The sequence below is a fragment of the Anaeromassilibacillus sp. An172 genome, from assembly GCF_002160515.1.
Lineage (GTDB): Bacteria > Bacillota > Clostridia > Oscillospirales > Acutalibacteraceae > Limousia > Limousia pullorum.
The window spans coordinates 124,174-147,087 of sequence record NZ_NFKS01000003.1; the positions used below are offsets into that span (position 1 = coordinate 124,174).

The 22,914-nt window shown below is 41.1% G+C and carries 22 protein-coding genes and 1 pseudogene; 21 read left to right on the forward strand and 2 right to left on the reverse strand.

Going from position 1 to position 22,914, the window contains the following annotated elements:
• Nucleotides 1-4 precede the first annotated feature (4 nt).
• The 5 genes from rlmN (at nt 5) to B5F08_RS02755 (ending at nt 5,694) form a co-directional block, all read left to right on the forward strand.
• Nucleotides 5-1,126: a 23S rRNA (adenine(2503)-C(2))-methyltransferase RlmN gene (rlmN, locus tag B5F08_RS02735; RefSeq protein WP_087376291.1), complete on the forward strand. Its 1,122-nt coding sequence runs from the start codon at nt 5-7 to the stop codon at nt 1,124-1,126.
• Between the two features lies 1 nt (nt 1,127).
• On the forward strand, nt 1,128-1,859 hold the full coding sequence (locus B5F08_RS02740; RefSeq protein ID WP_087376292.1) for a Stp1/IreP family PP2C-type Ser/Thr phosphatase: 732 nt from the start codon (nt 1,128-1,130) through the stop codon (nt 1,857-1,859).
• Between the two features lie 14 nt (nt 1,860-1,873).
• Complete coding sequence (gene pknB / locus B5F08_RS02745; RefSeq protein ID WP_087376293.1) at nt 1,874-4,048, forward strand: Stk1 family PASTA domain-containing Ser/Thr kinase; 2,175 nt, start codon at nt 1,874-1,876, stop codon at nt 4,046-4,048.
• A 95-nt stretch (nt 4,049-4,143) separates the two neighbouring features.
• Nucleotides 4,144-5,034 carry a ribosome small subunit-dependent GTPase A gene (gene rsgA, locus B5F08_RS02750; protein ID WP_087376294.1) on the forward strand — a complete coding sequence of 297 codons (891 nt, stop codon included), beginning with the start codon at nt 4,144-4,146 and terminating at the stop codon, nt 5,032-5,034.
• Nucleotides 5,035-5,037: 3 nt separating this feature from the next.
• On the forward strand, nt 5,038-5,694 hold the full coding sequence (locus B5F08_RS02755; RefSeq protein ID WP_087376295.1) for a thiamine diphosphokinase: 657 nt from the start codon (nt 5,038-5,040) through the stop codon (nt 5,692-5,694).
• 45 nt (nt 5,695-5,739) lie between these two features.
• Here B5F08_RS02755 and B5F08_RS02760 read toward each other — a convergent pair whose 3' ends face one another.
• Entirely contained in the window at nt 5,740-6,909 is a 1,170-nt protein-coding gene (locus B5F08_RS02760; protein ID WP_158096191.1) for a tRNA(Met) cytidine acetate ligase, read from the reverse strand.
• 148 nt (nt 6,910-7,057) lie between these two features.
• On the opposite strand from B5F08_RS02760, the gene B5F08_RS02765 reads away from it, so the two are divergent.
• The 11 genes and pseudogenes from B5F08_RS02765 to B5F08_RS02810 all read left to right on the forward strand — a co-directional run bounded on the left by B5F08_RS02765 (nt 7,058) and on the right by B5F08_RS02810 (nt 15,700).
• The gene (locus B5F08_RS02765; RefSeq protein WP_087376297.1) at nt 7,058-8,272 is read left to right on the forward strand and encodes an acetate/propionate family kinase; all 1,215 of its coding nucleotides are present in this window, start codon (nt 7,058-7,060) and stop codon (nt 8,270-8,272) included.
• 114 nt (nt 8,273-8,386) lie between these two features.
• Complete coding sequence (locus B5F08_RS13215; RefSeq protein ID WP_158096192.1) at nt 8,387-8,527, forward strand: hypothetical protein; 141 nt, start codon at nt 8,387-8,389, stop codon at nt 8,525-8,527.
• A gap of 6 nt (nt 8,528-8,533) precedes the next feature.
• On the forward strand, nt 8,534-10,123 hold the full coding sequence (locus B5F08_RS02770; RefSeq protein WP_087376298.1) for a recombinase family protein: 1,590 nt from the start codon (nt 8,534-8,536) through the stop codon (nt 10,121-10,123).
• Between the two features lie 23 nt (nt 10,124-10,146).
• Nucleotides 10,147-10,359 (forward strand): annotated as a pseudogene (locus B5F08_RS02775) (manganese catalase family protein); the annotation flags it as partial.
• Nucleotides 10,360-10,571: 212 nt separating this feature from the next.
• The gene (locus tag B5F08_RS02780) at nt 10,572-11,099 is read left to right on the forward strand and encodes a hypothetical protein (protein ID WP_087376300.1); all 528 of its coding nucleotides are present in this window, start codon (nt 10,572-10,574) and stop codon (nt 11,097-11,099) included.
• A 5-nt stretch (nt 11,100-11,104) separates the two neighbouring features.
• Nucleotides 11,105-12,376 (forward strand): O-acetylhomoserine aminocarboxypropyltransferase/cysteine synthase family protein, encoded by a 1,272-nt coding sequence (locus tag B5F08_RS02785; RefSeq protein ID WP_442856054.1) that lies wholly within the window; start codon nt 11,105-11,107, stop codon nt 12,374-12,376.
• Between the two features lie 41 nt (nt 12,377-12,417).
• Nucleotides 12,418-13,074, forward strand: coding sequence for a nucleotide-binding protein (locus B5F08_RS02790; RefSeq protein ID WP_087376302.1), 657 nt, complete (start codon nt 12,418-12,420; stop codon nt 13,072-13,074).
• A 22-nt stretch (nt 13,075-13,096) separates the two neighbouring features.
• On the forward strand, nt 13,097-13,303 hold the full coding sequence (locus tag B5F08_RS02795; RefSeq protein ID WP_087376303.1) for a 4Fe-4S binding protein: 207 nt from the start codon (nt 13,097-13,099) through the stop codon (nt 13,301-13,303).
• A gap of 47 nt (nt 13,304-13,350) precedes the next feature.
• Complete coding sequence (locus tag B5F08_RS02800) at nt 13,351-14,412, forward strand: 3-methyl-2-oxobutanoate dehydrogenase subunit VorB (RefSeq protein ID WP_087376304.1); 1,062 nt, start codon at nt 13,351-13,353, stop codon at nt 14,410-14,412.
• Nucleotides 14,412-15,167 carry a thiamine pyrophosphate-dependent enzyme gene (locus B5F08_RS02805; RefSeq protein WP_087376305.1) on the forward strand — a complete coding sequence of 252 codons (756 nt, stop codon included), beginning with the start codon at nt 14,412-14,414 and terminating at the stop codon, nt 15,165-15,167. Before B5F08_RS02800 ends, B5F08_RS02805 begins: the two co-directional genes overlap by 1 nt.
• Nucleotides 15,164-15,700 (forward strand): 2-oxoacid:acceptor oxidoreductase family protein, encoded by a 537-nt coding sequence (locus tag B5F08_RS02810; protein ID WP_087376306.1) that lies wholly within the window; start codon nt 15,164-15,166, stop codon nt 15,698-15,700. The genes B5F08_RS02805 and B5F08_RS02810 overlap by 4 nt, the downstream gene beginning before the upstream one ends.
• Nucleotides 15,701-15,776: 76 nt before the next feature.
• On the opposite strand, the gene B5F08_RS02815 is transcribed toward B5F08_RS02810, so the two are convergent.
• The gene (locus tag B5F08_RS02815) at nt 15,777-15,962 is read right to left on the reverse strand and encodes a DUF1540 domain-containing protein (protein ID WP_087376307.1); all 186 of its coding nucleotides are present in this window, start codon (nt 15,960-15,962) and stop codon (nt 15,777-15,779) included.
• A 214-nt stretch (nt 15,963-16,176) separates the two neighbouring features.
• Here B5F08_RS02815 and B5F08_RS02820 point away from each other — a divergent pair, with 214 nt between their 5' ends.
• From B5F08_RS02820 to B5F08_RS13615, 5 genes are all read left to right on the forward strand, one after another.
• On the forward strand, nt 16,177-16,509 hold the full coding sequence (locus tag B5F08_RS02820; protein WP_143256349.1) for a hypothetical protein: 333 nt from the start codon (nt 16,177-16,179) through the stop codon (nt 16,507-16,509).
• Nucleotides 16,510-16,651: 142 nt separating this feature from the next.
• Nucleotides 16,652-17,980, forward strand: a complete 1,329-nt coding sequence (locus B5F08_RS02825) for a Mur ligase family protein (protein WP_087376309.1) — start codon at nt 16,652-16,654, stop codon at nt 17,978-17,980.
• Between the two features lie 13 nt (nt 17,981-17,993).
• Nucleotides 17,994-18,800 (forward strand): hypothetical protein, encoded by an 807-nt coding sequence (locus B5F08_RS02830; protein WP_158096193.1) that lies wholly within the window; start codon nt 17,994-17,996, stop codon nt 18,798-18,800.
• Between the two features lie 26 nt (nt 18,801-18,826).
• Complete coding sequence (gene recD2 / locus B5F08_RS02835; protein WP_242968220.1) at nt 18,827-21,079, forward strand: SF1B family DNA helicase RecD2; 2,253 nt, start codon at nt 18,827-18,829, stop codon at nt 21,077-21,079.
• 234 nt (nt 21,080-21,313) lie between these two features.
• Nucleotides 21,314-22,660, forward strand: coding sequence for a YARHG domain-containing protein (locus tag B5F08_RS13615; protein ID WP_087376311.1), 1,347 nt, complete (start codon nt 21,314-21,316; stop codon nt 22,658-22,660).
• Nucleotides 22,661-22,914 lie beyond the last annotated feature (254 nt).

The window sequence follows — 22,914 nt, forward strand, 5'->3', positions numbered from 1 at the left end:
AGACATGATACAAAGGGAAGAACTACCGGTCATAGATAAAGCATCAGAAAAGACACATGAAGGATTTGTGCCGGCTTTTGACAAAGAAGGCAGGATTGATATTAAATCCTTAAATGAACAGGAGATTTTAGACCTGCTTTTAAAGCTGGGACAGCCCAAGTTTAGAGCCAAACAAATTTTTGGCTGGATAAACAAAGGTGTGGAAAATTTTGAAGAAATGCGAAATATTCCCCGCAGCCTTATAGACGAACTGAATAAAAAGTGCTATATTTCTGTTGCAGCTATTGAAAAAAAACAAGTTTCATTATATGATGGTACAGTAAAATACCTGTTTAGATTAAATGACGGTGAATATGTAGAGTCCGTCCTTATGAAATATCATCACGGATATTCCCTTTGTATTTCCACCCAGGTGGGATGTAAAATGGGGTGTACCTTCTGCGCCACAGGCAGAAGCGGCTTTACCAGAAGCCTTACACCCTCTGAAATGATTTGTCAAATAGAAAAAGCAGAAAAGGATTGTCAGATACGAGTTTCAAATATTGTTCTTATGGGAATGGGAGAACCTCTTGATAACTTTTATAATGTGGTGAGGTTTATTCAGCTTGTAACATCTGACGACGGACTTAATATAGGTGTCAGACATATATCTCTGTCAACCTGCGGACTTGTTCCGAGAATTTACGACCTTGCAGAATATAATTTTGGTCTTACATTGTCGGTGTCGCTCCATGCGCCGAACAATACTATAAGAAGTGCAACAATGCCGGTTAATAAAAAATATCCGGTTGAAGAATTACTTCAAGCATGCAGATATTATGCAGAAAAGACCAAAAGAAGAATCTCCTTTGAATACGCCATGATAAGCAAGGTCAACGACATGGACGAATGTGCCCACGAGCTGGGCAGAAAACTCAAAGGCATGCTTTGTCATGTAAACCTTATACCTGTAAATAACGTTGTAGAAACGGATTATAGAAAGAGCAACAAGGACAGACTGGAGTCATTTGTAAAAATTTTAGAAAAATACTCCGTGACTGCGACGGTTAGAAGAACTCTCGGCAGCGATATTGACGCTTCCTGCGGACAGCTGAGGGGAAAACATATAAGAAAAGGAGGAGTTTAGCTTGAATATATTCGGTAAAAGCGATATAGGTCTGGTGCGTCAGACAAATCAGGATTCTTTTTCCGTGGGGAAAATCAACGATGATATTGTTTGGGCGGTAGTCTGCGACGGAATGGGCGGAGCCAGCGGGGGAAATGTTGCAAGCTCCGAAGCGGCAAAAGCTATTATTGAGCGGATCAAAACACTTGATATACCGGAGAATATTATCAGCAACGAGGAGCTATCCTTGTTTATGACAGACGCTGTAAAACATGCAAACACAACAGTCTTTGAGATGGCTCAAAACAATGTTGAGTTAAGCGGTATGGGTACAACCTGTGAATTTGTATTTGTGATAAATCATAGGGTACATGTTGCCCATGTAGGTGACAGCCGCACATATCTTATAAGAAACAATCGTATAATTCAAATTACGGAGGATCACTCTTTTGTACAGGAGATGGTCAGACAGGGTCAGATAACTCAGGAAGAAGCAGAAAAGCATCCCAACAAAAACATCATTACCAGAGCGGTGGGCGTAGGCGCTGATGTAGATGTGGATTATATAGAAACTGAATTTGAACAGGGGGATAAAATACTTACCTGTACAGACGGTTTAAGCAATATGGTGTCTGCCGCTGAGATGCTCTCTATTATAACTGAAAACGACGGAAAAACAGCCGTCGGAAAGCTTGTGGAGAGAGCAGTGTCAGAGGGCGGCTATGACAATATAACCGTAACCGCTATATACTAAAGGAGGAAACAACTTTGGATAAATACACAGGCAAAAGGCTTGACGGAAGATATGAAATCCGTGAGCTGATAGGTGTGGGTGGAATGGCATACGTTTACCGCTGCTATGACATCATTGACGACAGAGAAGTTTCAATAAAAATATTAAAGGACGAATATCTGCACAATGCGGATTTCAGCAGAAGATTCAAAAATGAATCAAAAGCGATAGCAATGCTTTCGCATCCCAATATTGTAAAGGTTTATGACGTAAGCTTCGGCGATGTTATCCAGTATATCGTAATGGAGTACATCGACGGCATAACCCTTAAAGAGTACATTTCCCAGCAGGGAGTTGTGGATTGGAAAACCACAATACATCTTGTGTCACAGATTTTGAGCGCTTTGCAGCATGCCCACCAGCACGGAGTAATTCACCGTGATATAAAGCCTCAGAATATTATGCTTACAGAGGACGGAACAATTAAAGTTACGGACTTTGGAATTGCAAGATTATCTGACAACAACACACGTACAATGACTGACCAGGCAATAGGTTCTGTGCATTATATTGCACCGGAACAGGCAAGGGGAAGCGTCACAGACGGTCAGTCAGACATTTATTCAGTAGGCGTAATACTTTACGAAATGCTTACAGGAAAACTTCCTTTCGACGCCGAAAACGCCGTGTCTGTAGCTATAATGCAGATGCAGTCAACACCGAAAATGCCGAGAGAAATAAACCCCAATATCCCAAAGGGACTTGAGGAAATCACCTTAAAGGCTATGCAGAAAAATACCGGTCTTCGTTATAAAAGCGCCGCAGAAATGCTTCAGGCTTTAAAGACCTTTGAGGAAAATCCTGACATAACCTTTGAATACAGATGTTTTGTGGATAATCAGCCCACAAGATATGTTGAAAAAATTCCAAAAACACAGCCACAGCGTCCTCAGCCTAATCCTACAAATGCAGAAGAGGGCTACGGCGATGATTTTGACAATATGGATTTCGATAACAGAGGTCCTGAGGTTCAGAAGCGCCCGGCATCGACTGTAAAATCAGAAAATAAACCGCAGCGCCAGCCTGTTGCGACAGCTACAGCGGTTAAGGAACCAAAAAAGAACACAGGCAAGTTTATTGCTGTGGGCGTATCCATAGGCGTCGGTGTAGTGGCAGTTATAATATTACTTTTTGTTTTCCTTGGAAACATGGGCTCAAACAGCCAGCCGGAAGTTGAAGTTCCAAACTTTGTAGGTCAGCAGCTTGTGGACGTTCAGAGCAACCCGGATTATTCCTTTAACTTCAAGATTGAAAAACAATATGATGAGGATAAAGAGATGGGAGAAATCCTTGACCAGGACCCGAAAGCCGGTTCAATGAAAGTTAAGGCAGACGCTACAATTACTCTTTATGTAAACGGAAGCGATACACCTATAACCGTTCCTTCAATAATCGGAGATACGGAAGATGTTGCAAAACAGAAGGTTATAGACGCTAACCTCTATCCTCAGGTTTATTATATCGAAGATGAAACCGGAGAGGCAGGAAAAGTAAAGAGCACATATCCGAATGTAGGAGAAGAAGTTGAAATAGGCTCTGTAGTAAATATCTATGTTGTAAGAGAATCTACAGAAAACGATATTGAAGTTCCTAATGTTATAGGAATGACTTTGGAAGATGCTAAGAAAGAGCTTGATAAGAGAGGCTTGAAATATTCTGTTTCAACAGATAAAAACAGTGATAAGCCTAAGGATGAAGTTATTGACCAGTCACCGCTTGCAGGAGGAATGGTAGAAAAGGATTATGTTGTTAATCTTACAGTAAGTGAGGGAATACCTCAGAGCAAGTCATATGTGTTCTATGTAGACCTTCCGGCAGCAGAAACAAATCCTGTTGATATCAGAGTTGTAGTTGATGGAATTGTTGACACTACAAATTCAAGAAGCAACGTAATTCCTGCATACAACAGCACATTTACAATTGAGCTTGAGGGAACAGGCACATCAAGCGTTGTTGTAGAGATTGACGGCAAGAAGTACAGAGTTTACGAAGTAAATTTCGATGACCAGAGCGTGAGAAATACTGAGTCATATGATTATGTTCCTCAGCATACCGAACCTGCTGTAACGGATGAACCTACAACGGAACCTCCGACAACAGAACCGCCAACACAGGCAACAACAGAGCCAGGCGAGGAGCATGTCGAATAGTCTGTAAGGCAGTAGTTTGTAAATTTTAATTTAATCAGGATTCCGGCTGTAATAGATTTTACAGCCGGATTTTAATAATGATTTAAGGAGAAAATATGGAGAATACCAGAAAAACAGGAGTGCTGATTTCAGTTTTAGGCGGATTTTATTATGTTGAATCAGAAGATGAAATATACGAATGTAAGGCAAGGGGAGTTTTCAGAAAGAAAAATAATTCCCCTCTTGTAGGTGATAAGGTGGAGTTTTCCCTGCAAAAGGAGGGTTACTGCGCCATAGAAAACATTCTTCCCAGAAAAAACAGCCTTATAAGACCGCCTGTAGCCAATATAGATACATTGGTTATTGTGAGCTCGGCGGTTGACCCAAAGCCCAATACTTTTATTATTGATAAAATGACAGCGGCGGCTGTGAATAAGGGAATTGAGCCGGTTGTGGTTATCACAAAAACAGATTTGGCTGACTGTGAGGAAATTTTAAATATATACAGAAGCTCGGGTATAAAAACTATAGCCTTTTCAAAATTTGAGGGCGATGAGAAAAAGGAGATTTCAAACCTGTTTCCGGGAAAAATTGTTGCCTTTACAGGAAACAGCGGCGTGGGAAAATCCACATTGCTCAATACAATTTTCCCGGAGCTTGGACTTGAAACAGGTGATATAAGCAAAAAGCTGGGACGTGGAAGACATACTACACGTTCTTCAAGGCTTTATAAGGTAAACGGAGGCTATGCCGTCGATACACCGGGATTTTCAACCGTTGACCTGGAACGCTATGAGATTATAAAAAAAGACGAACTGCAATACTGTTTTCCTGAGTTTAAAGAGTATCTGGGAAGCTGTAAGTTTGTGTCCTGCGCCCATGTGTGCGAAAAGGGATGCAGTATTATTGAGGCGGTAAACGATGGTAAAATTCAGAAATCCCGTCACGATAGCTATGTGGCTATGTACAACGAGGTTAAAGACATTAAGGAATGGGAGAGAAAATAACTTATGGAAAATCTACATAAGAAAGACCGATGCATAATAGTCTGCGCTTCTCCCGACTGTGATAATTCTTATCTTGAAAAAGAAATAGATACCGAAAAAGATTTTATAATCTGTGCCGACGGCGGCATGAAGCATTTAAAAAATGCGGGATTAACTCCGGATGTATGGATAGGTGATTTTGACTCATGGCATGGCGAAGTAAAAAGCGATAAATCTCAAATTGTAAGGCTGAACCCGGAAAAGGACGATACCGACACAATTTCCTGTGTAAATAAAGCATATGAGCTGGGATTTAAGAAAATAGCTTTGCTTTGCGCCCTGGGCGGAAGAATAGACCACACATTTGCAAACCTTTCTGTTTTGCTGTACGGCTTAGAGCGTGATTTGGATGTTTCAATAATCACGCCTACAGAGGAAATAAAGGCTTTAAAAGAGGGCGAATATCTTATTGAAAATCAAAAAGGAAAAACCTTTTCCGTTTTTGCTTTTGGCTGTGATACTGCGGATGTGTCCTATGAGGGCGCAAAATACCCGTTAAATCACTATAGGATGAAAGCCGCTTACCCTATAGGAATATCAAATATTTTTACTGAAAATAAAGCTATAATAAAAATCCACAGCGGAACAGTACTTTATGTTAGAAATAAATATGAAATCTAAATGTAAAAAAGCGTGACATCATGGCGTGTCACGCTTTTACTTTTATCATATAACAATAAGTCCGTTTGTAAAGTCCCTGCCGGATTTTCCTTTTTCTTTTAATGCAAGCTCTCTGATATCGGTGGCAAGGATGTCCTTTTCCAAAACTCTTCTTGCCTCATGTTCAAGGGTTTTAATGGAGTCCGAGGGCTTTACAATTATTGGCAGAGTGGCTGTGTCCTTTGCCCTTGATAAAATTTTACGTCCTGTTTCGTTAAATCCCAAAACACGGATGTATGGGAGCGGCGTTCTTTGAATTTCCTTAGTTACTCCCAAAAGGAGATGAACCATAATTCTTCGAAGCCTTGCCATTGTGTAGCGTTTGGTTTTTACCTTTTCGATTATCTCCTGAACGCTTGAGCAGGTTCCTGCGGCGGCAAGTATTCTGTGTTCCAGACCCTCGGAAACATCCGGAAGAGAAGCCAAAAAGCTTGGTGTGGTTATCTTTAAAATATATCTTATAACCGTATCAAACATATCAAAAAATACAGGGTTTTCCGCCATTTCCATTTCCGGTGTAAAACGTGAATAATCCTCGGTGTCTTTGTTTTCAAAAACCATACTGCGGATTTTCGAGGCTGAGGCGATATTTCCTAAAATTTCAGGACTGTCGTGTTCAGCTCCTTTTCTTTTAAAGGCTATTGGAATTATGTCTGTGTGTTCCAAAGCCTTGCAGTACTCCACCCCTAAAATATTGTTTGGTGCGGCTAAAATTTTTCCGGTTTCCTCGCCGTAAAGCTCGTTAATTGATGTGGTCAAGGCTCTTGGATAGTAGTCACCCTTTTTCATGTGAAGTCTTACCTGTTCCTGAACCTGAGGGTCGGAGGTTGCCCTTGCGGCTCTTATTATGGCTTCAGTGTCACCGCATTCGCTTCCAAAACAGAGGTAATTAACACAGCCTAAAGCAGATGCCGCCATAACTCCGTTTTCCGAAAATATCTGAGCATTTGATACAGCGTAAGGAACAGGAAGTTCAATTACCAGGTCGCTTCCGTTTTCAAGGGCGGTTTTAGCTCTTGAAAATTTTGAAAGGAGAGCTACGTCGCCACGCTGGGTAAAGCTTCCGCTCATTATGGAAATAACTGCGTCGGCGTAATGTTCTTTTATTGCTGTGTTCAGATATTTGTGGCCGTTATGAAATGGGTTATATTCGCTGATTACTGCGGCTGTTTTCAAAATTCATTACCTCGATTCGATTTATTTCTTCAAATTTACCTGCTGAATATAAAAAGGTCTTGAAAAATTAAACTTATTGTATTACAATTATATTGTATTTTTATTATATATGAATTTTTTTATAAGTTCAACAGAGGAGGAGATTGCAGTGAAAATTCTTGTTATCAATGCAGGAAGTTCATCACTTAAATATCAGCTTATCGATATGGAAAACGAGCAGGTTATTGCTAAAGGTAACTGCGAAAGAATAGGCATGGACGGTTCTTTCATCGGACATAAAACCTTCGACGGCAGAAGCCGTACAGATACAGTTCCAATGCCAGACCACAGATCTGCTTTTATGCAGGTTAAAAAGGCTTTGACAGACCCTGAGGTTGGCGTAATCACAGATTTGCACGAGGTTTCCGCAGTAGGTCACAGAATAGTTCAGGGCGGTGCTTTGTTCAGCAAATCAGTTCTTGTTGATGAAAAGGTTATTAAGGGTATTGAAAGTCTTATTCCTTTGGCACCTCTCCACAATAAGGGTCATGTTCAGGCTATCAGAGCTTGCCGTGACGTTTTCGGACTTGACGTTCCTGAGGTTGTTGTTTTCGATACAGCTTTCCATTCAACAATGCCTCCAAAGGCATACATGTACGCTATCCCTTATGAGTATTATGAGAAGTATCAGGTTAGAAGATACGGCTTCCACGGTACATCCCATAGATATGTAAGCGGAGAGATGGCAAAAATTCTCGGCAGAGATATTAAAGAACTCAAGCTCATCACATGCCACATCGGCAACGGTTCTTCAATTACAGCTATTGACAAGGGCAAGGTTATAGATACATCGATGGGTCTTACACCTCTTGACGGATTTATGATGGGTTCACGTTCAGGTTCTCTTGACCCTTCTGTTGTAACTTTCATTGCAGAAAAAGAAAATCTCACTCCACAGGAAATGAACGAAATTCTCAATAAAAAGTCAGGTCTTTTGGGTATTTCAGGTGTTTCCAGCGATGACAGAGATGTTACATCTGCTGAAAAGAGCGGAAACAAGCATGCTCAGCTTGCTCATGAAATGCTCTATTATCAGATTGCAAAGACAATTGGCGGCTATTATGTAGCTCTCGGTGGCTGTGACGGTATCGTATTTACCGCAGGCCTCGGCGAGCATCAGTCTCCATTGAGAGCTGCTGTCTGCAATTATCTCAAATGCCTCGGCGTTTCTCTTGACGCTGCTGCAAATGACAGCGCAAAGAGCGGAGAGAACGTTTGCATCACAGACATCACATCAAAGATTCCTGTATATATCATTCCTACTAACGAGGAGCTTGTTATCGCAAGAGATACAAGAGATATTGTTGAGGGTTTGAAGAAATAATATAAACTACAATAAATAATATTTACATATCCCGTTTTATTTATCCCGTGATAGATAAAACGGGGTATTTTTTTTGGCTTACCTGCGTAAAATGTCTTGAAAGGAGAGATACTTATGAATCAAACAACAAAAAATAGGGAAGCCCAAGTGACAAATAAATATAAGTCAGAGGACGCAGTCCAGAGAAAAGAAAACCTGCTTTCAAAACTCAAGAAGATTTTGGAGCGTTCAAAAAAGAAAATATTTAAGGACTGAAAATAAATGAGCGGCGAAAAAGCGGCCGTTTATGTAAGGCTTTCCGAAGAGGATAGAGATAAGGAAAAGAATTTTCAGGAGAGCAGAAGTATAATAAATCAAAAATCACTGCTTTTTACATATGCCGAAGAAAACGGATTTCAGGTTGTGGGAGTGTACAGTGACGAGGATTACGCAGGCTCCGACAGAAATCGCCCTATGTTTAAAAAGCTTATAAAAGACGCCTCTTTGGGAAAGTTCAGCGTTGTGCTTTGTAAAAGCCAATCGAGATTTACAAGGGAAATGGAGCTTGTGGAAAAATACATCCATGGGCTCTTTCCCCTGTGGGGCGTGAGATTTATCGGCGTTGTGGACAGAGCGGATACCCTTGTGCCGGGAAATAAAAAAGCCAGACAGATTAACGGACTTGTCAACGAGTGGTATTTGGAGGATTTGTCCGAAAGCATAAAAAGCGTTTTAAATGATTTGAGAAGCAAGGGAAAGCATATAGGAGCTTTTGCCCCTTACGGCTATAAAAAAGATAAGGATAATAAAGGCCATCTTGTGCCGGACGAGCCGGCGGCAAGGGTGGTGAGAAAAATTTTTTCTATGTATGTTGAGGGTACAAGTAAAATAAATATAGCCAGATATTTAAACGATAAAAATATTCCCACGCCTGCACTCTATAAAAGACAGCAAAACCTAAACTGGAAAAATTCAGAAGCCGAAAACGGTTTTTATTGGCGTTACTACACTGTGTCGTCAATTTTGGAAAATCAAGTTTACACAGGCACAATGGTGCAGGGAAAGAAAAAGAGTCTAAGTTATAAATCATCAAAAACAGTAAAAACAGACCCAAAGGACTGGTTTGTAGTGGAGAATACCCATGAGCCTCTTATTGACAAAGAAACATGGGAAAAAGCCGAGAACATGAGAAAATCAAGTGCAAATCCTGCATACAAAACAAAAAACATGGATGTTTTTTCAGGAATAGTTTACTGCGGCTTCTGCGGAAAAAAGCTTAAAAAGTCGTATCACTGCCGTAACGGTATAAAAAAGGTTTACTACCGCTGTCCTATGAGATTGTTAGGAGAAAAATACTGTCACGGAACAAGCATATTGTCAGAAAAACTTAAAAAAACAGCGGTCAAGGAATTTATTGATATTTGTAATAGCCTTTTAGGAAAAGAATATACGGAACAGTTGGCAATCTCAGATAAAAGCTTTGAGCTTGAGCAAAAGGAAACCCTTGAAAACAAACTTAAAAGCATAATTTCCAATGAAAAAAAGCTTAAAAATATTTTCGCAAAAGCCTATGTGGATAAATATACGTGTGTTATAAGCGATGAAGAGTATTTAGCAGTAACCGAAAAGCTGAAATCCGAAAAATCTGCTCTTGAGGAAGAAAAAAGCACCTTGAAAAATCAGATAAAAACACTTGATGAAAATATTGAAAAACAAAAGGCTGAGGGAGGTCAAAACTCCTTTTTAAAAAAGCTTGAAACAAACCAAGAGTTTGCAGACGACATCTGCCGGGAATTTATAGAAAAAATTACCCTGTTGGGACATGAAGAAAATTCAAGAAAGGCGATAATAGAAATTATCTGGAATATTTAGGTGGTATTTTTAAAGTACCGCCAGAGCAGAAAGCGAGAACTACCTATGATAACATTCTCAGATTCTGCGACGACTATGATGTAAGGGACGCAATACGCTTTTTGAGAGAACGTGAGATTGTCCATTATCAGCGTTTCGGAGAAAACCTGAGAATACTCACAGATAAGCTTGACGAGCGCAACTTCTATGCATTTAACCCGTCTTTCGATAAATGTCCGGTAAAGAAACCTAAATAAAAGAGGAAAAACTTAATGAAGAATCGTCCGTAAAATTCGGGCGGTTTTTCTTTTTGTTGGACTTCAATGTATAAATATACGAATTTTGACAAATATATATTGCAATTTACCGAAAAATTTGTTATTATATATAAGCGTACATTTTTATTGTTGCAAGTTAGCATGTGTTTTGCCTCAAAATGGGGCGAAATGAGATTTGGGAGGTTGAACATATGAAAATATGTCCACGCTGTAAAAGACTTCACTCGGATACATATACAGAATGTACAGAGTGCGGAAAGCCTCTTAGAGGTATAGAAAGCGAGAACGAAGAAACATATCTTATTACGGCAGAGGGATTTGAAAGAGAACATATAAGAGCATCTTTACAGGATGCGGGGATTCCCTGTGTTCCGAGATTTAGAAATGATATGTATTCCTCTGATGAGGTGACGGGAAAGGGTACATCTCTTGCAGAGATAAATGTTCCGTTTTCGGCTTTTACCAAGGCTTACGACACATGCGTTATGATAGGCGCTATTGACCCGGAGAAACCGCTTACTTTCGATATGGACGAGGCGGAGAAAATGTGCCGGGAAATAGGGGAAAAGAATAAGGATAAGATTAAAGAGGAAATGAGTCCTTCAAAACGAACAACATATAAAGTTTTGGGCGCAGTCTTATTTTTGCTTTTAGTCGCAGTGGTTGTTTGGGGAACAGACTTCATCACCGCATGGATTAAGGGATTATTCGGAGGTTGAGTATTATGAAAATCGAAACAAAATGCATTCAGTCCGGCTGGCAGCCAAAAAACGGAGAACCAAGAGTTCTGCCGATTTACCAGAGCACAACTTTTAAATATGAAACCAGCGAGCAAATGGGACGTTTGTTTGACCTTGAGGAAAGCGGATATTTTTACACAAGACTTCAAAACCCTACCAATGATACGGTTGCCGCAAAGATTTGCGACCTTGAGGGCGGTGTAGCCGCAATGCTCACATCTTCAGGACAGGCGGCAAACTTTTATGCTGTAATGAATATCGCCGAAGCAGGCGACCACATTATCTGTTCTGCAACAGTTTACGGCGGAACCTATAACCTCTATGCCCACACAATAAGAAAGATGGGAATAGAAGCAACTTTTGTTGACCCTGACTGCACAGAGGAAGAATTGAACGCTGCATTTAAACCAAACACAAAGTGCGTTGTAGGTGAAACCATTGCAAACCCTGCACTTGTTGTTTTGGATATAGAAAAATTTGCAAAGGCTGCTCATGCTCACGGTGTTCCTCTTATTGTGGACAACACATTTGCAACACCGATAAATTGCAGACCTTTTGAGTGGGGCGCAGATATTGTAACCCATTCCACAACAAAATATATGGACGGCCACGCAACCTGCGTAGGTGGCGCTATTGTGGATTCAGGCAACTTTGACTGGGACGCTCATGCCGACAAATTCCCGGGACTTACAACTCCAGATGAAACATATCACGGCGTTGTATATACACAGAAATTCGGAAAGGGCGCATTTATCACAAAGGCTACAGCTCAGATGATGAGAGATTTGGGTTCAATCCAGTCTCCGATGAACGCTTTCCTTCTGAATTTGGGACTTGAAACACTTCACCTGAGAGTTCCAAGACATTGCAGCAATGCACTTGCAGTTGCAAAGTTCCTTGAGAACCACGAGAAGGTTGCATGGGTAAATTATCCTGACCTTGAAAGCAACAAGTACCATGAGCTTGCAAAGAAATATCTTCCTAACGGTTCCTGCGGCGTTGTAACCTTCGGCGTTAAGGGCGGCAGACAGGCAGCTTCCGAGATGATGGACAATTTGAAGCTTGGAGCTATCGTTACTCACGTTGCAGACGCAAGAACCTGCGTTCTTCATCCTGCAAGCCATACACACAGACAGATGAACGACCAGGAGCTTATCGAAGCAGGCGTACAGCCTGACCTTATCAGACTCAGCGTAGGTATTGAAAACGTTGACGATATTATCGAGGACTTGGCTCAGGCTCTTGAGAAGTGCTGATTTAAGATTTATATAAAAGATAAAACCAGAGGTAAGGGTTTATGAGTAAAATAATAATCATATATGGACATTACGGCTGCGGAAAGACAAACTTGTCCTTGAATTTGGCTATAGATTTGGCTTTAAAAGGCGAAAAGGTCACCATTGCAGATATGGACGTGGTAAACCCTTATTTTCGCAGCGGAGATTACAAAGATTTACTTGCAAAATACGGAATAGACATTGTTGCCAGCGACTTTTCCCATACAAATCTTGATTTGCCGTCAATTCCGGCTACAATGTATTCCATATTTGTAAGAGAGGGAACAGTGATTATCGATGTGGGAGGAGATGACGCAGGAGCCTACGCTCTGGGACGTTTTTCCTCGAAGATTAAGGAAGCAGGCTACGAGGCTTATTATGTGGTCAACGGCAAGAGAACGCTTACGACAACCCCGGAAGAGGCTGTGGAGATTTTAAGAGAAATCGAAAGCGCTTCATCATTGCCGGCAACCGGGGTGATAAACAACACCCACCTTCAGAACTTTACCACATCTGAAATAATTAAAGAGGGATATGAGTTTGCAAAGAAAACGGCAGAGCTTCTGTCTTTGCCCCTTGTTGCCACCACTTATCCCAAAGAGTATGTTAATGAAAATAAATTAGAGGCGGTGGGCAGGCTTGTTCCTGTAGAGGTGCTTGTAAAGCCTCCCTTTTGACCTTTTTAAGGAGATGTGAACAATGGCAAGAATTATCATCAATCAAGATGGCTGCAAAGGCTGCGAGATGTGCGTAAACGCATGTCCCAGACATATAATCGCCCTTGATAAAGAGAAGATAAACGCAAAGGGTTACCACCCGGCAAAGCTTCTCGATGAAGAAAAGTGCACCGGCTGCTGCTCCTGTGCAATGATGTGCCCGGACTGCATGATAGTTGTGGAGAGATAAGGGAACATCACCACTATATTTTTGGATTAAGAAAGGAAATGAGTTGAATGTCCGAAAGATTTCTTATGAAGGGCAACGAAGCGCTGGCAGAAGCCGCAATACGTGCGGGCTGTAAGCACTTTTTCGGATACCCAATAACACCTCAGACAGAGCTTGCGGCTTATATGTCAAAAAGAATGCCCAAAATAGGAGGAACATACCTCCAGGCAGAGTCAGAGCTTGCCGCAGCAAATATGGTTCTCGGCGCATCTGCCGCCGGTGTAAGAGCAATGACCTCTTCATCTTCACCGGGAATAAGCCTTAAAACAGAGGCTATTTCTTACATGGCAGGTTCAGATGTTCCTGCACTTATTATAAATGTTCAGAGAGGCGGCCCGGGTCTTGGCGGTATTCAGCCTTCACAGGCTGACTATTGGCAGGCAACAAAGGCAACCGGCCACGGCGATTTCCAGATTCTCGTTTTCGCCCCTGCAACAGTTCAGGAAATGGTTGACCTTGTAAGCGACGCCTTTGATATGGCTGATAAATACAGAATGCCTGCAATGATTTTGGCAGACGGTATGCTTGGCCAGATGATGGAGCCTGTTGAGTTTAAGGACGAGGGAGAAAAGGTTCTTCCTGAAAGACCTTGGGCTGCAAGCGGTCATCAGAACAAGAGAAAACACAATGTAGTAAACTCACTTTATCTCACACCTCAGGCACTTGAAAGCCTTGTTGTGGAGAGATTTGAAAGATATGAAAAGATTAAAGCCACAGAGCAGAGAGCTTCCGAGTATCTCACAGAGGACGCAGACATCATCCTTGTAGCTTTCGGCGCATCCGCCCGTGTTGCCCACAGTGCGGTAGATATGGCAAGAGCACAGGGCATAAAGGCAGGTCTTATCAGACCTATCACACTTTGGCCTTTCCCAACAGACTGCCTGAAGAAAGCCGCAAAGACAGCAAAGGGATTCCTGTCTGTAGAAATGAACATGGGACAGATGGTAGACGATGTAAAGCTTGCCATTGATTGTTCCCGTCCGGTAGAATTCTTTGGCAGAACAGGCGGAGTTATCCCAACGCCAAACGAAATTCTTGAGAAAATCATTAAATTCGGAGGTGAGCTGTAATGGCTGTTGTATTTGAAAGACCACACGCCCTTGCAGACGTTCCTATGCACTACTGCCCGGGCTGTACTCACGGTATAGTACATAGATTGGTTGCAGAGGTAATAGACGAACTGGGTGTAGAGGGTAAGGCTGTAGGCGTTGCCTCCGTTGGCTGCTCAGTTATGAGCTATGACTATTTTAACTGCGACATGGTTCAGGCTCCTCACGGAAGAGCTCCGGCTGTTGCCACAGGTATTAAGAGAGCAAAGCCTGAAAACGTAGTATTCACATATCAGGGCGACGGTGACCTTGCCGCAATCGGAACTGCCGAAACAATCCACAGTGCAACAAGAGGAGAGAACATAACTGTAATCTTCATTAACAATGCAATCTACGGAATGACCGGCGGTCAGATGGCACCTACAACACTTCCTAACATGGTTACACAGACCACACCATACGGACGTGACGTAAACACAGCAGGTTATCCTATAAGAGTATGTGAGATGCTTTCAACACTTGACGGTGTAGCACTTGCACAGAGAGTTACTGTTGACTGTGTTAAAAACGTAATCAACGCCAAAAAGGCTATCAAAAAGGCTTTCCAGAATCAGATAGAGGGAAAAGGTTTCTCAATAGTAGAGGTTGTTTCAACCTGTCCTACAAACTGGGGTATGTCTCCGTTCGAGGCAATTCAGTGGCTCAGAGATAATATGCTTCCTTACTATCCTTTGGGAGTTTATAAAGACGAAACAAAGGGGGACAGACTGAAATGAGCAGAGATTTCAACATGGTCCTTGCCGGATTCGGAGGACAGGGAATTTTGTTTGCCGGAAAGGTAATCGCTTACGGCGGACTTAACGACGGAAAAGAGATTTCATGGCTTCCTTCCTACGGTCCTGAAATGAGAGGCGGCACAGCAAACTGCAGCGTATGTATTTCAGACAAGACAATCGGTTCACCCCTTGTTTTAACTCCTGATGTTTTGATTGCTTTGAACCTCCCTTCCTTTGAAAAATTTATCGACACAGTAAAGCCGGGCGGAACAGTAATCATAGACAGCTTCCTTATCAATAAAAAGGTAGAGCGTGAAGATGTAAACGTATTTTATGTTCCGGCTACAAAGCTTGCCGAGGAAAACGGAATTAAAGGTCTTGCTAACATTATCCTTGTAGGTAAGCTCTTTAAAGAAACAGGCTTCTGCACAGAAGAGGCTCTTTATAAAGCTATCGAAAAGTGCGTTCCTGCAAGAAAAGCAAATATGCTTGAGTTTAATAAAAAAGCTATAGAAATAGGAATGAATTCCTGATTATAAAAATAACCGCTTTGACAGTTTTTTCTGCCAAAGCGGTTTTCTTATAGGTCTATAATCTCAAGGTTTGGGATTATTTCTGCTTCTTCATAACGAAGCTCTGACAGTCAACGCACTGGCACTGTGTAGGATTAGCCTCGTGTGTGCCGATTGTAACGCAGTTGAGTGTGCAGTAATTCTCTGATGGGTTGTGGTTTTCGCAGTTTGATACTGTGCATTTGATGCACTGGTTTGAGTGACAATTACAATTGTTGTTCATTTTTTTCACCTCTGAAATATTTAGCGGAAATCTATATCAATTTTCAAAGGTCAAAATCGCTTTCATTACCGCCGTTGTGAAAGGCGCTTTTGACTTTTGCGGACGCTTTGTCCGAATATATTATTGCACCGTTACAGATTTTTATTATAAAAAATTAAATGAAAATTTTAACATTATTTTGTTCAGCTGTATAAAATATGTAGAGGTGAATTTTATGGTATACATGTTTTTATACATCATAATAGGCGTGTTTGCGGTTGTGGGAATTGTAAATCTCATAACAGAACTGGTGCACTGGATTTTTGATTATAAAAAGGAAACAAAAACATTTCTTATGACTCCGGTTAAAGGCAAAAGACCCGATGCGGAATTTATGCTTAGAAGCCTTGCGTCAAAGGTTAAGTGGATGGGAAAATTCAGACCCACAAGGGTTATCTGCCTTGACTGCGGAGTGGATGAGGAAACAAAAAACATATGCCTTGCAGTGTGCAGGGAATATCCCTTTATGGAGTACATGACAAAAGAAGAATTTGAAGAAATATTGTAATTTTCTAAAATCTCAGAGCCTTCCTTACGGGGAAGGCTCAATTCTTAATTTTTTTGTGAAAATCTGTTCAAAAGCTTTTAAAAGTGATATAATAAATTTTAATGACTGTTAAAACAAATAAGTCTTATGGGAGCAGATTGTTATGAGAAAATTTTTAGCTATACTGGTTTGCAAACTTTCCAGATTTGCAGGCAAGCTGTTGGGAAAAGGCAGCAGTATGCCGGGAAAGCTTGCTCTTAAAGTTTGTCCGAATATATTGGGAAAAATATCCCTGCCTAAATACATAATTGCAGTTACAGGAAGCAACGGAAAAACTTCAACCGTTGAGATGATTGCTCATGTAATGGAGGACGCAGGACTGAATATCGCCTACAACAAAGAGGGTTCTAACCAGATTGAGGGCGTAACAACCTTTATTTTGAACAACTGTACAATGGGAGGAAAGTTCAAAAAGGATTATATACTTATTGAGTCGGACGAGAGATATGCAAAATACACCTTTAAGCATTTTTCACCAACACATTATGTTATAGTAAACCTGTATAGGGACCAGCTTACAAGAAACGGTCACCCTCTCTGGGTTTATGACGCTATAAAGGAAAGTATTCCGGAAAGCACAAAGCTTATCCTTAATGCCGATGACCCTCTTATAAGCACATTCGGAGAGGGAAGAAAAAATGTTGTATGGTATGGAATGGACAACCTTTCCACCGATACAAACGAGAGTACAGGTGTTTACGACGACGGAAAATACTGTCCTGTCTGCGGCGGAAAGCTCAGCTACGATTACAGACATTTTAATCATATAGGAAGCTTTAGCTGTGAAAAATGCGGATTTAAAAAGCATAACACGAACTATACAGTTACAGCCGCTGACCTTGAAGAAGGCGTTGTGGAGATAGACGGCAGCACAGAGATTGGTTTGGCATTTACCGGAATTTACAATGTTTATAATATTTTAGCGGCTTATGCGGCTTGCTGTACAGTTGGCATTGATAAAAATCAAATCAGTACAAGCCTTAATAACTTTGTCCTGAAAAACGGCAGAATAGTTAGATTTAAGCTGGGCGACAGAACAGGAGTTTTGCTGGCTTCAAAGCACGAAAACTCTATAAGCTACGAGCAGTCCTTAACCTATGCCGCCACAAGAAAAACTCCCGGGGATGTTGTGGTGATTGTGGACAGAATAAGCCGTAAATATTACACAGGCGACACAAGCTGGCTTTGGGATATAAATTTTGATATTTTAAATTCCGACAGTGTAAATAAAATCTATCTTATGGGACTTTATTGCAGTGACTTGGAGCTTCGTTTTTCATATACAAATATACCGAAAGAAAAAATCAAGGTGTTCAGCGACATTCACGCAGGTATCGAGGAACTGAGAAACGGCGGAAAAGAAGAAATCTATGTTGTTACATGTTTCTCTGACAAGGAAAAATTCCTTTCAGAAACCACTATGTTGCAGTAAGGGGGTATCAGAAATGGCAAAAGAAAAAATCAGAATTTTGCATCTCTACTATGGTATAATGAATCTGTACGGAGAATACGCAAACCTCCTTTCCCTGAAAAGATTTACAGAGGAAAAAACAGGTATTGAATGTGAGATAATATCATTGGAAAATATGTCTGAGGCTATGCCCCTGGACTATGATATGATATATGTGGGAGCAGGAACCGAAAAGGCTCAGAAAAGAGCTTTGGCGGATATAGTTCCCAATGCTCAGGAGCTTAAAAAAGCGGCAGACAGAGGAACAGTTATTTTGTTTACCGGAAACGCCTTTGAGATGCTGGGTAAAAGGATAAAAAGCGCAAAAGGTGAAGAATACCAGTGTCTTGGTTTCTTCGACTTTGAAACAGAGGAAACCGCTAAAAGAATTACAGGTGACGCAGTCTGTGAAAATGTATTTTCCGAGAAGCTTACATTTTGCAAAGAGCTTAAAGACCTGCTTGCAGATAATCTCACAATCGGTTTTGTAAATAAATGTACAAATATTAAATGGGAAGAAAATCATCAGCAGTCATTTAAAATGCTTTTAGGTGTTGGAGATGACAACACAAAGTCCTTTGACGGTGTTTTTGAGGGCAATATTTTCGGAACTCATTTGATAGGCCCTCTTATGATAAAAAATCCCCATATGCTTAAATTCTTTGCGTGGAAGATTTTGAAAAACAGAGAGGAAGAAAGCAAAGCTCAAAAGGTGCTGACAGCGGATACACCCCTTGAAAGCAAGGCCTATCTCATAAGCGTAAACGAGCTTAAAAACAGAATTTCTCAGGAGAATAACTGATATTAAAATAAAAAAGAGTGATATATTTGACAGAAGATATGTTTAGCCGTCCAAATGGTGAACAAAAGGGCGGTTCTTCAATGTATCAGGTTGAAGGTGAAGTAGAAACAATTATATATAGAAACGAGGACAACGGGTACACGGTAATAGAACTCAGCGGCGATGAAAATTTAACTGCTGTTGGAATAATGCCAATGATAAGCGTTGGCGAAGAGGTAAGACTGACAGGTGTTTTTAAAAATCATCCATCCTACGGCAGACAGCTTTCTGTGTCCGTCTGCGAAAGAAGTATGCCCTCAACAACAGCGGGAATTTTGAAATACCTTTCCTCGGGAGCTATAAAAGGAATAGGCCCGGCAAAGGCGGCGGTTATTGTAAGAGAGTTCGGAGAAAATACCCTTGAAATCCTTGAAAACGAACCTGAAAGGGTTGCAAAAATAAAGGGAATAACTCTGAAAGCCGCAAATGAAATAAGTGACAGAATAAAAGCCGCTTTCGGAATGAGAGAGCTTATAATTTATCTTGGAAAATTCGGGATTAACGGCGAAACGGCTGTTCTTGTGTGGAAAAAGCTGGGAAACAGAGCCATAACTGAGATAGAGGAGAACCCCTATATACTCTGTTCAGAGGGCATATATGTACCTTTTGAAGTGGCGGACAGAATTGCTGTTGATAAAAAATTTCCATCAGACAGCAGATACAGGGTTGCGGCTTCTATAGTGTATGTGCTGAACCACAACAGAAGAAACGGACATACCTGCCTGCCGGAAGAAAAGCTTGCGGCAACAGCGGCGTCCTTTATTTCCGTGGAAAAGGAAACCGCCCAGTCCGCTTTGGATGACATGGTTCAGCAGGGTGAAATCATAAGAACAATTATAAACGACGAAGCGTTTATCTATACCCCGTCCCTTTTCCAGAGTGAAACTTACATAGCCGCCAGAATAAACATGATAATGAGTTTTCCGATACCGCCGGCTCAGGATTTGGAAAGCAAAATAAAAGAGGTGGAAGAGTCTCAGGGTTTTGAATATGCAGAACTGCAAAAGACAGCCATAAGAACTGCCTTGCAGGGAGGTATGCTGATACTGACAGGAGGTCCGGGAACAGGAAAAACCACCACCTTAAACGGCATAATTAAGATTTTAAAATCAATAGGTGAAAAGGTTTCTTTGACTGCACCAACAGGACGAGCCGCCAGAAGAATGACAGAACTTACCGGATGTGAAGCGAAAACCATACACCGCCTTTTAGAGGTTGCCTGGAACGACGAGGACAGGCCCGTGTTCAAGAGAAATGAGCGCAACATGCTGAGCTGTGACACCCTTATAGTGGACGAGGTTTCAATGGTGGACGCAGTGCTTTTTGAAAGTGTAATGAGAGCCTTGCCAATGGGTTGCAGACTTATTCTTGTGGGAGATACCGACCAGCTTCCTTCAGTGGGAGCGGGAAATATACTTTCCGACCTGATAGAAAGCAAAGCTGTTCCCGTGGTTGCACTGACTGAAATATTCAGACAGTCTATGCAGAGCCTTATAGTTACCAACGCCCATAAGATTGTAAAGGGCGAAATGCCGGAGATTTCTGTTAAGGACAACGACTTTTTCTTTATGCCCTGTGAAAACAAATACAGGCTGAGGGAAACCGTAAGCGCATTGTGTGCTCAAAGACTTCCGTCAACCTACGGATTTTCACCATTTGATGATATTCAGGTTCTTTGTCCCGGAAGAAGGGGAGAGCTTGGAATACTTGAGCTTAACAAGGTTTTGCAGGCATCTTTAAATCCCCCCTCAAAGGAAAAAACAGAGATTGAGCTGGACGGAAGAATATTCCGTGTAGGTGACAAGGTTATGCAGACCAAAAACAACTACAATCTTTTGTGGGTAAAAGAAAACGGTGAAACAGGAGAGGGAATCTTTAACGGAGATGTGGGAAGGCTTGAAGAAATTCACAGACAGTCAGGTTCCTTTAAGATACGTTTTGACGATAAAACAGCGGTGTACGACAGGGAAACAATAGTGGATTTGGAACATGCCTATGCGATGACCGTTCATAAAAGTCAGGGTAACGAGTTTGAGGCGGTAATAATCCCGCTTTACAGAACCGCCCAGAAGCTAAAGTACAGAAATTTGCTTTACACAGCGGTGACAAGAGCAAAAAAGATTTTAATCTTAATAGGAAATACTTCCGAGCTTAAAGAAATGGTACAGAACAACAAAAAGACCAGAAGATATTCGGGACTTTCCTATTTCTTAAAGGAAATGAAAGCTTCGATGGAATGAAGCGATAACTGAATTTTATCTGAAAATTATTGTTTGGAACAAAAATATTACTCATTAAGGTTGACAATATAAGACAAATGTGTTATCAATTATATGTTAGCATGTATAAGTAGACTTTTTCTTTTGATTATTCCACAGCTTATATAAAGGTTTTCCAAAAACTGTAATAAGTTGTGTTTTTAGAACAGATTAAAAAGTAATTATATTGTGCGAGAACAGTACGAGGTGATAAAAATGAATTGTCCAAAGTGCGGAAAAATTCTCGAGCCCGGTGCGGTGATTTGCCCTAACTGCGGAGAAACGGTGGTTGAAAATATCGCCGAGGATAACGGAAGCAGTTTGAAGCGAAGCGTAGTTTCCGAGGATGTTTTGAGAAATTTTTCTGATCCGGAGCACGTCAGCGACGAGGATAATCATGTTTCTGATTATTTCTCAGATACAAATTCGTCGGATGATGAAAACCAGTATTTTAATCCGGATGATTATAAAAATGACGATGATTATCAGAGCTCTTTTTCAGCTTTTGATGATGATATGGAAGACGACGATCAATCAGATGAATCCGAGGACAGTGATGAAAGAGATGATCTCTACGAGGATGAGTATTCTCCAAGAGCTGTTGAGGATTACGATGTATTCAGCGACGACGATGATGACGACGATGAAGATGATGACGACGAAGACGATGAGGATTACGACTCAGCAGTAATTGTTGATAATAATTATCAGGACAATGACTCGGGTGCAAAGAGAACAAGAATTGTGCTTATTGCAGTGTTAATCCTTGCAATGCTTGTTGTTGTCTGCGGTGTTGTTTATCTTGTTTTCGGTGAAAAGCTTATGGCAGGACTTTCCACAGATGAAAGCAGTACTCCGGCTACATTTGAAACAGGAGAGAGCCAGAGCAGCGAAGCATTTATGTTCAGTGTTCCAGATCTCAAGGGAATGAAGTACAGCGACGCTGTTACAAGGGCAAGAGAATACGGTCTTGAAACAAAGATTGTATATGAAAAAAGCGAAACTGTTGAAAAGGGTCTTGTAATAGGACAATCTCCGTCAGCAGGAACAACAGGCAAGGTTGGCGATACAATAACAATTACAGTTTCTCTGGGTAAGGACGGCGAAGCTACAAGCGATACAACTGAAGCTACAACAGAGTCAACCCAGAACACAACTGAGAATACAACAAGCACACCGACAACAGAGCCTACAGAAGCTCCTACACAGAGACCGACTGAGCCTCCAACGGAAAAGCCAACAGAGCCTCCGACAGAACCGCCTACAGAAAAACCGACAGATCCGCCGTCTCCGGGAAATAACTACTACATACTTCCTGATTCTGCAACAAGACTGCTTACAACAAGTGATCTCTCCGGTTTGAGCATGGCTGAGCTTGAACTTGCAAGAAATGAGATCTATGCAAGACACGGAAGACTCTTTGACACAGATTATATTCAGGAATACTTCAATAGTCAGCAGTGGTACAGCGGAACCATAGCTCCGGATGACTTTGATTACGGAGTACTCAGCGATATTGAAGTTGCAAATGTTTGGTTCATATATAATTATGAGCACTCATAAGCACTAAACTGATTTTTCTGAAAAGTTAATCTAAAATTTACAACCGACTTGAATTTATATAATTATTATGATGCTATTATCAGTATCTTGGTTATATAAAGGCGAGTCGGTTTTATTTTTGCTTAAAAATGCTTTCGTATTTCTGTTAAAAACGCCGAAATTTGTTTTTTGTAATAGATGTTTTATAAATATATCTGTTTTTTTATAGATGGTGCCGAAATTTTTTCTTAAAAACTATTTAATTGTTATTAAAA

Bases quoted from the DNA above. Each gene is read 5' to 3' on its own strand.
- rlmN (WP_087376291.1), top strand. From the start codon at position 5: ATGATACAAAGGGAAGAACTACCGGTCATAGATAAAGCATCAGAAAAG.
- rsgA (WP_087376294.1), top strand. From the start codon at position 4,144: ATGGAGAATACCAGAAAAACAGGAGTGCTGATTTCAGTTTTAGGCGGA.
- B5F08_RS02755 (WP_087376295.1), top strand. From the start codon at position 5,038: ATGGAAAATCTACATAAGAAAGACCGATGCATAATAGTCTGCGCTTCT.
- B5F08_RS13215 (WP_158096192.1), top strand. From the start codon at position 8,387: ATGAATCAAACAACAAAAAATAGGGAAGCCCAAGTGACAAATAAATAT.
- B5F08_RS02770 (WP_087376298.1), top strand. From the start codon at position 8,534: ATGAGCGGCGAAAAAGCGGCCGTTTATGTAAGGCTTTCCGAAGAGGAT.
- B5F08_RS02780 (WP_087376300.1), top strand. From the start codon at position 10,572: ATGAAAATATGTCCACGCTGTAAAAGACTTCACTCGGATACATATACA.
- B5F08_RS02785 (WP_442856054.1), top strand. From the start codon at position 11,105: ATGAAAATCGAAACAAAATGCATTCAGTCCGGCTGGCAGCCAAAAAAC.
- B5F08_RS02790 (WP_087376302.1), top strand. From the start codon at position 12,418: ATGAGTAAAATAATAATCATATATGGACATTACGGCTGCGGAAAGACA.
- B5F08_RS02795 (WP_087376303.1), top strand. From the start codon at position 13,097: ATGGCAAGAATTATCATCAATCAAGATGGCTGCAAAGGCTGCGAGATG.
- B5F08_RS02800 (WP_087376304.1), top strand. From the start codon at position 13,351: ATGTCCGAAAGATTTCTTATGAAGGGCAACGAAGCGCTGGCAGAAGCC.
- B5F08_RS02805 (WP_087376305.1), top strand. From the start codon at position 14,412: ATGGCTGTTGTATTTGAAAGACCACACGCCCTTGCAGACGTTCCTATG.
- B5F08_RS02810 (WP_087376306.1), top strand. From the start codon at position 15,164: ATGAGCAGAGATTTCAACATGGTCCTTGCCGGATTCGGAGGACAGGGA.
- B5F08_RS02815 (WP_087376307.1), bottom strand. From the start codon at position 15,962: ATGAACAACAATTGTAATTGTCACTCAAACCAGTGCATCAAATGCACA.
- B5F08_RS02820 (WP_143256349.1), top strand. From the start codon at position 16,177: ATGGTATACATGTTTTTATACATCATAATAGGCGTGTTTGCGGTTGTG.
- B5F08_RS02825 (WP_087376309.1), top strand. From the start codon at position 16,652: ATGAGAAAATTTTTAGCTATACTGGTTTGCAAACTTTCCAGATTTGCA.
- B5F08_RS02830 (WP_158096193.1), top strand. From the start codon at position 17,994: ATGGCAAAAGAAAAAATCAGAATTTTGCATCTCTACTATGGTATAATG.
- B5F08_RS13615 (WP_087376311.1), top strand. From the start codon at position 21,314: ATGAATTGTCCAAAGTGCGGAAAAATTCTCGAGCCCGGTGCGGTGATT.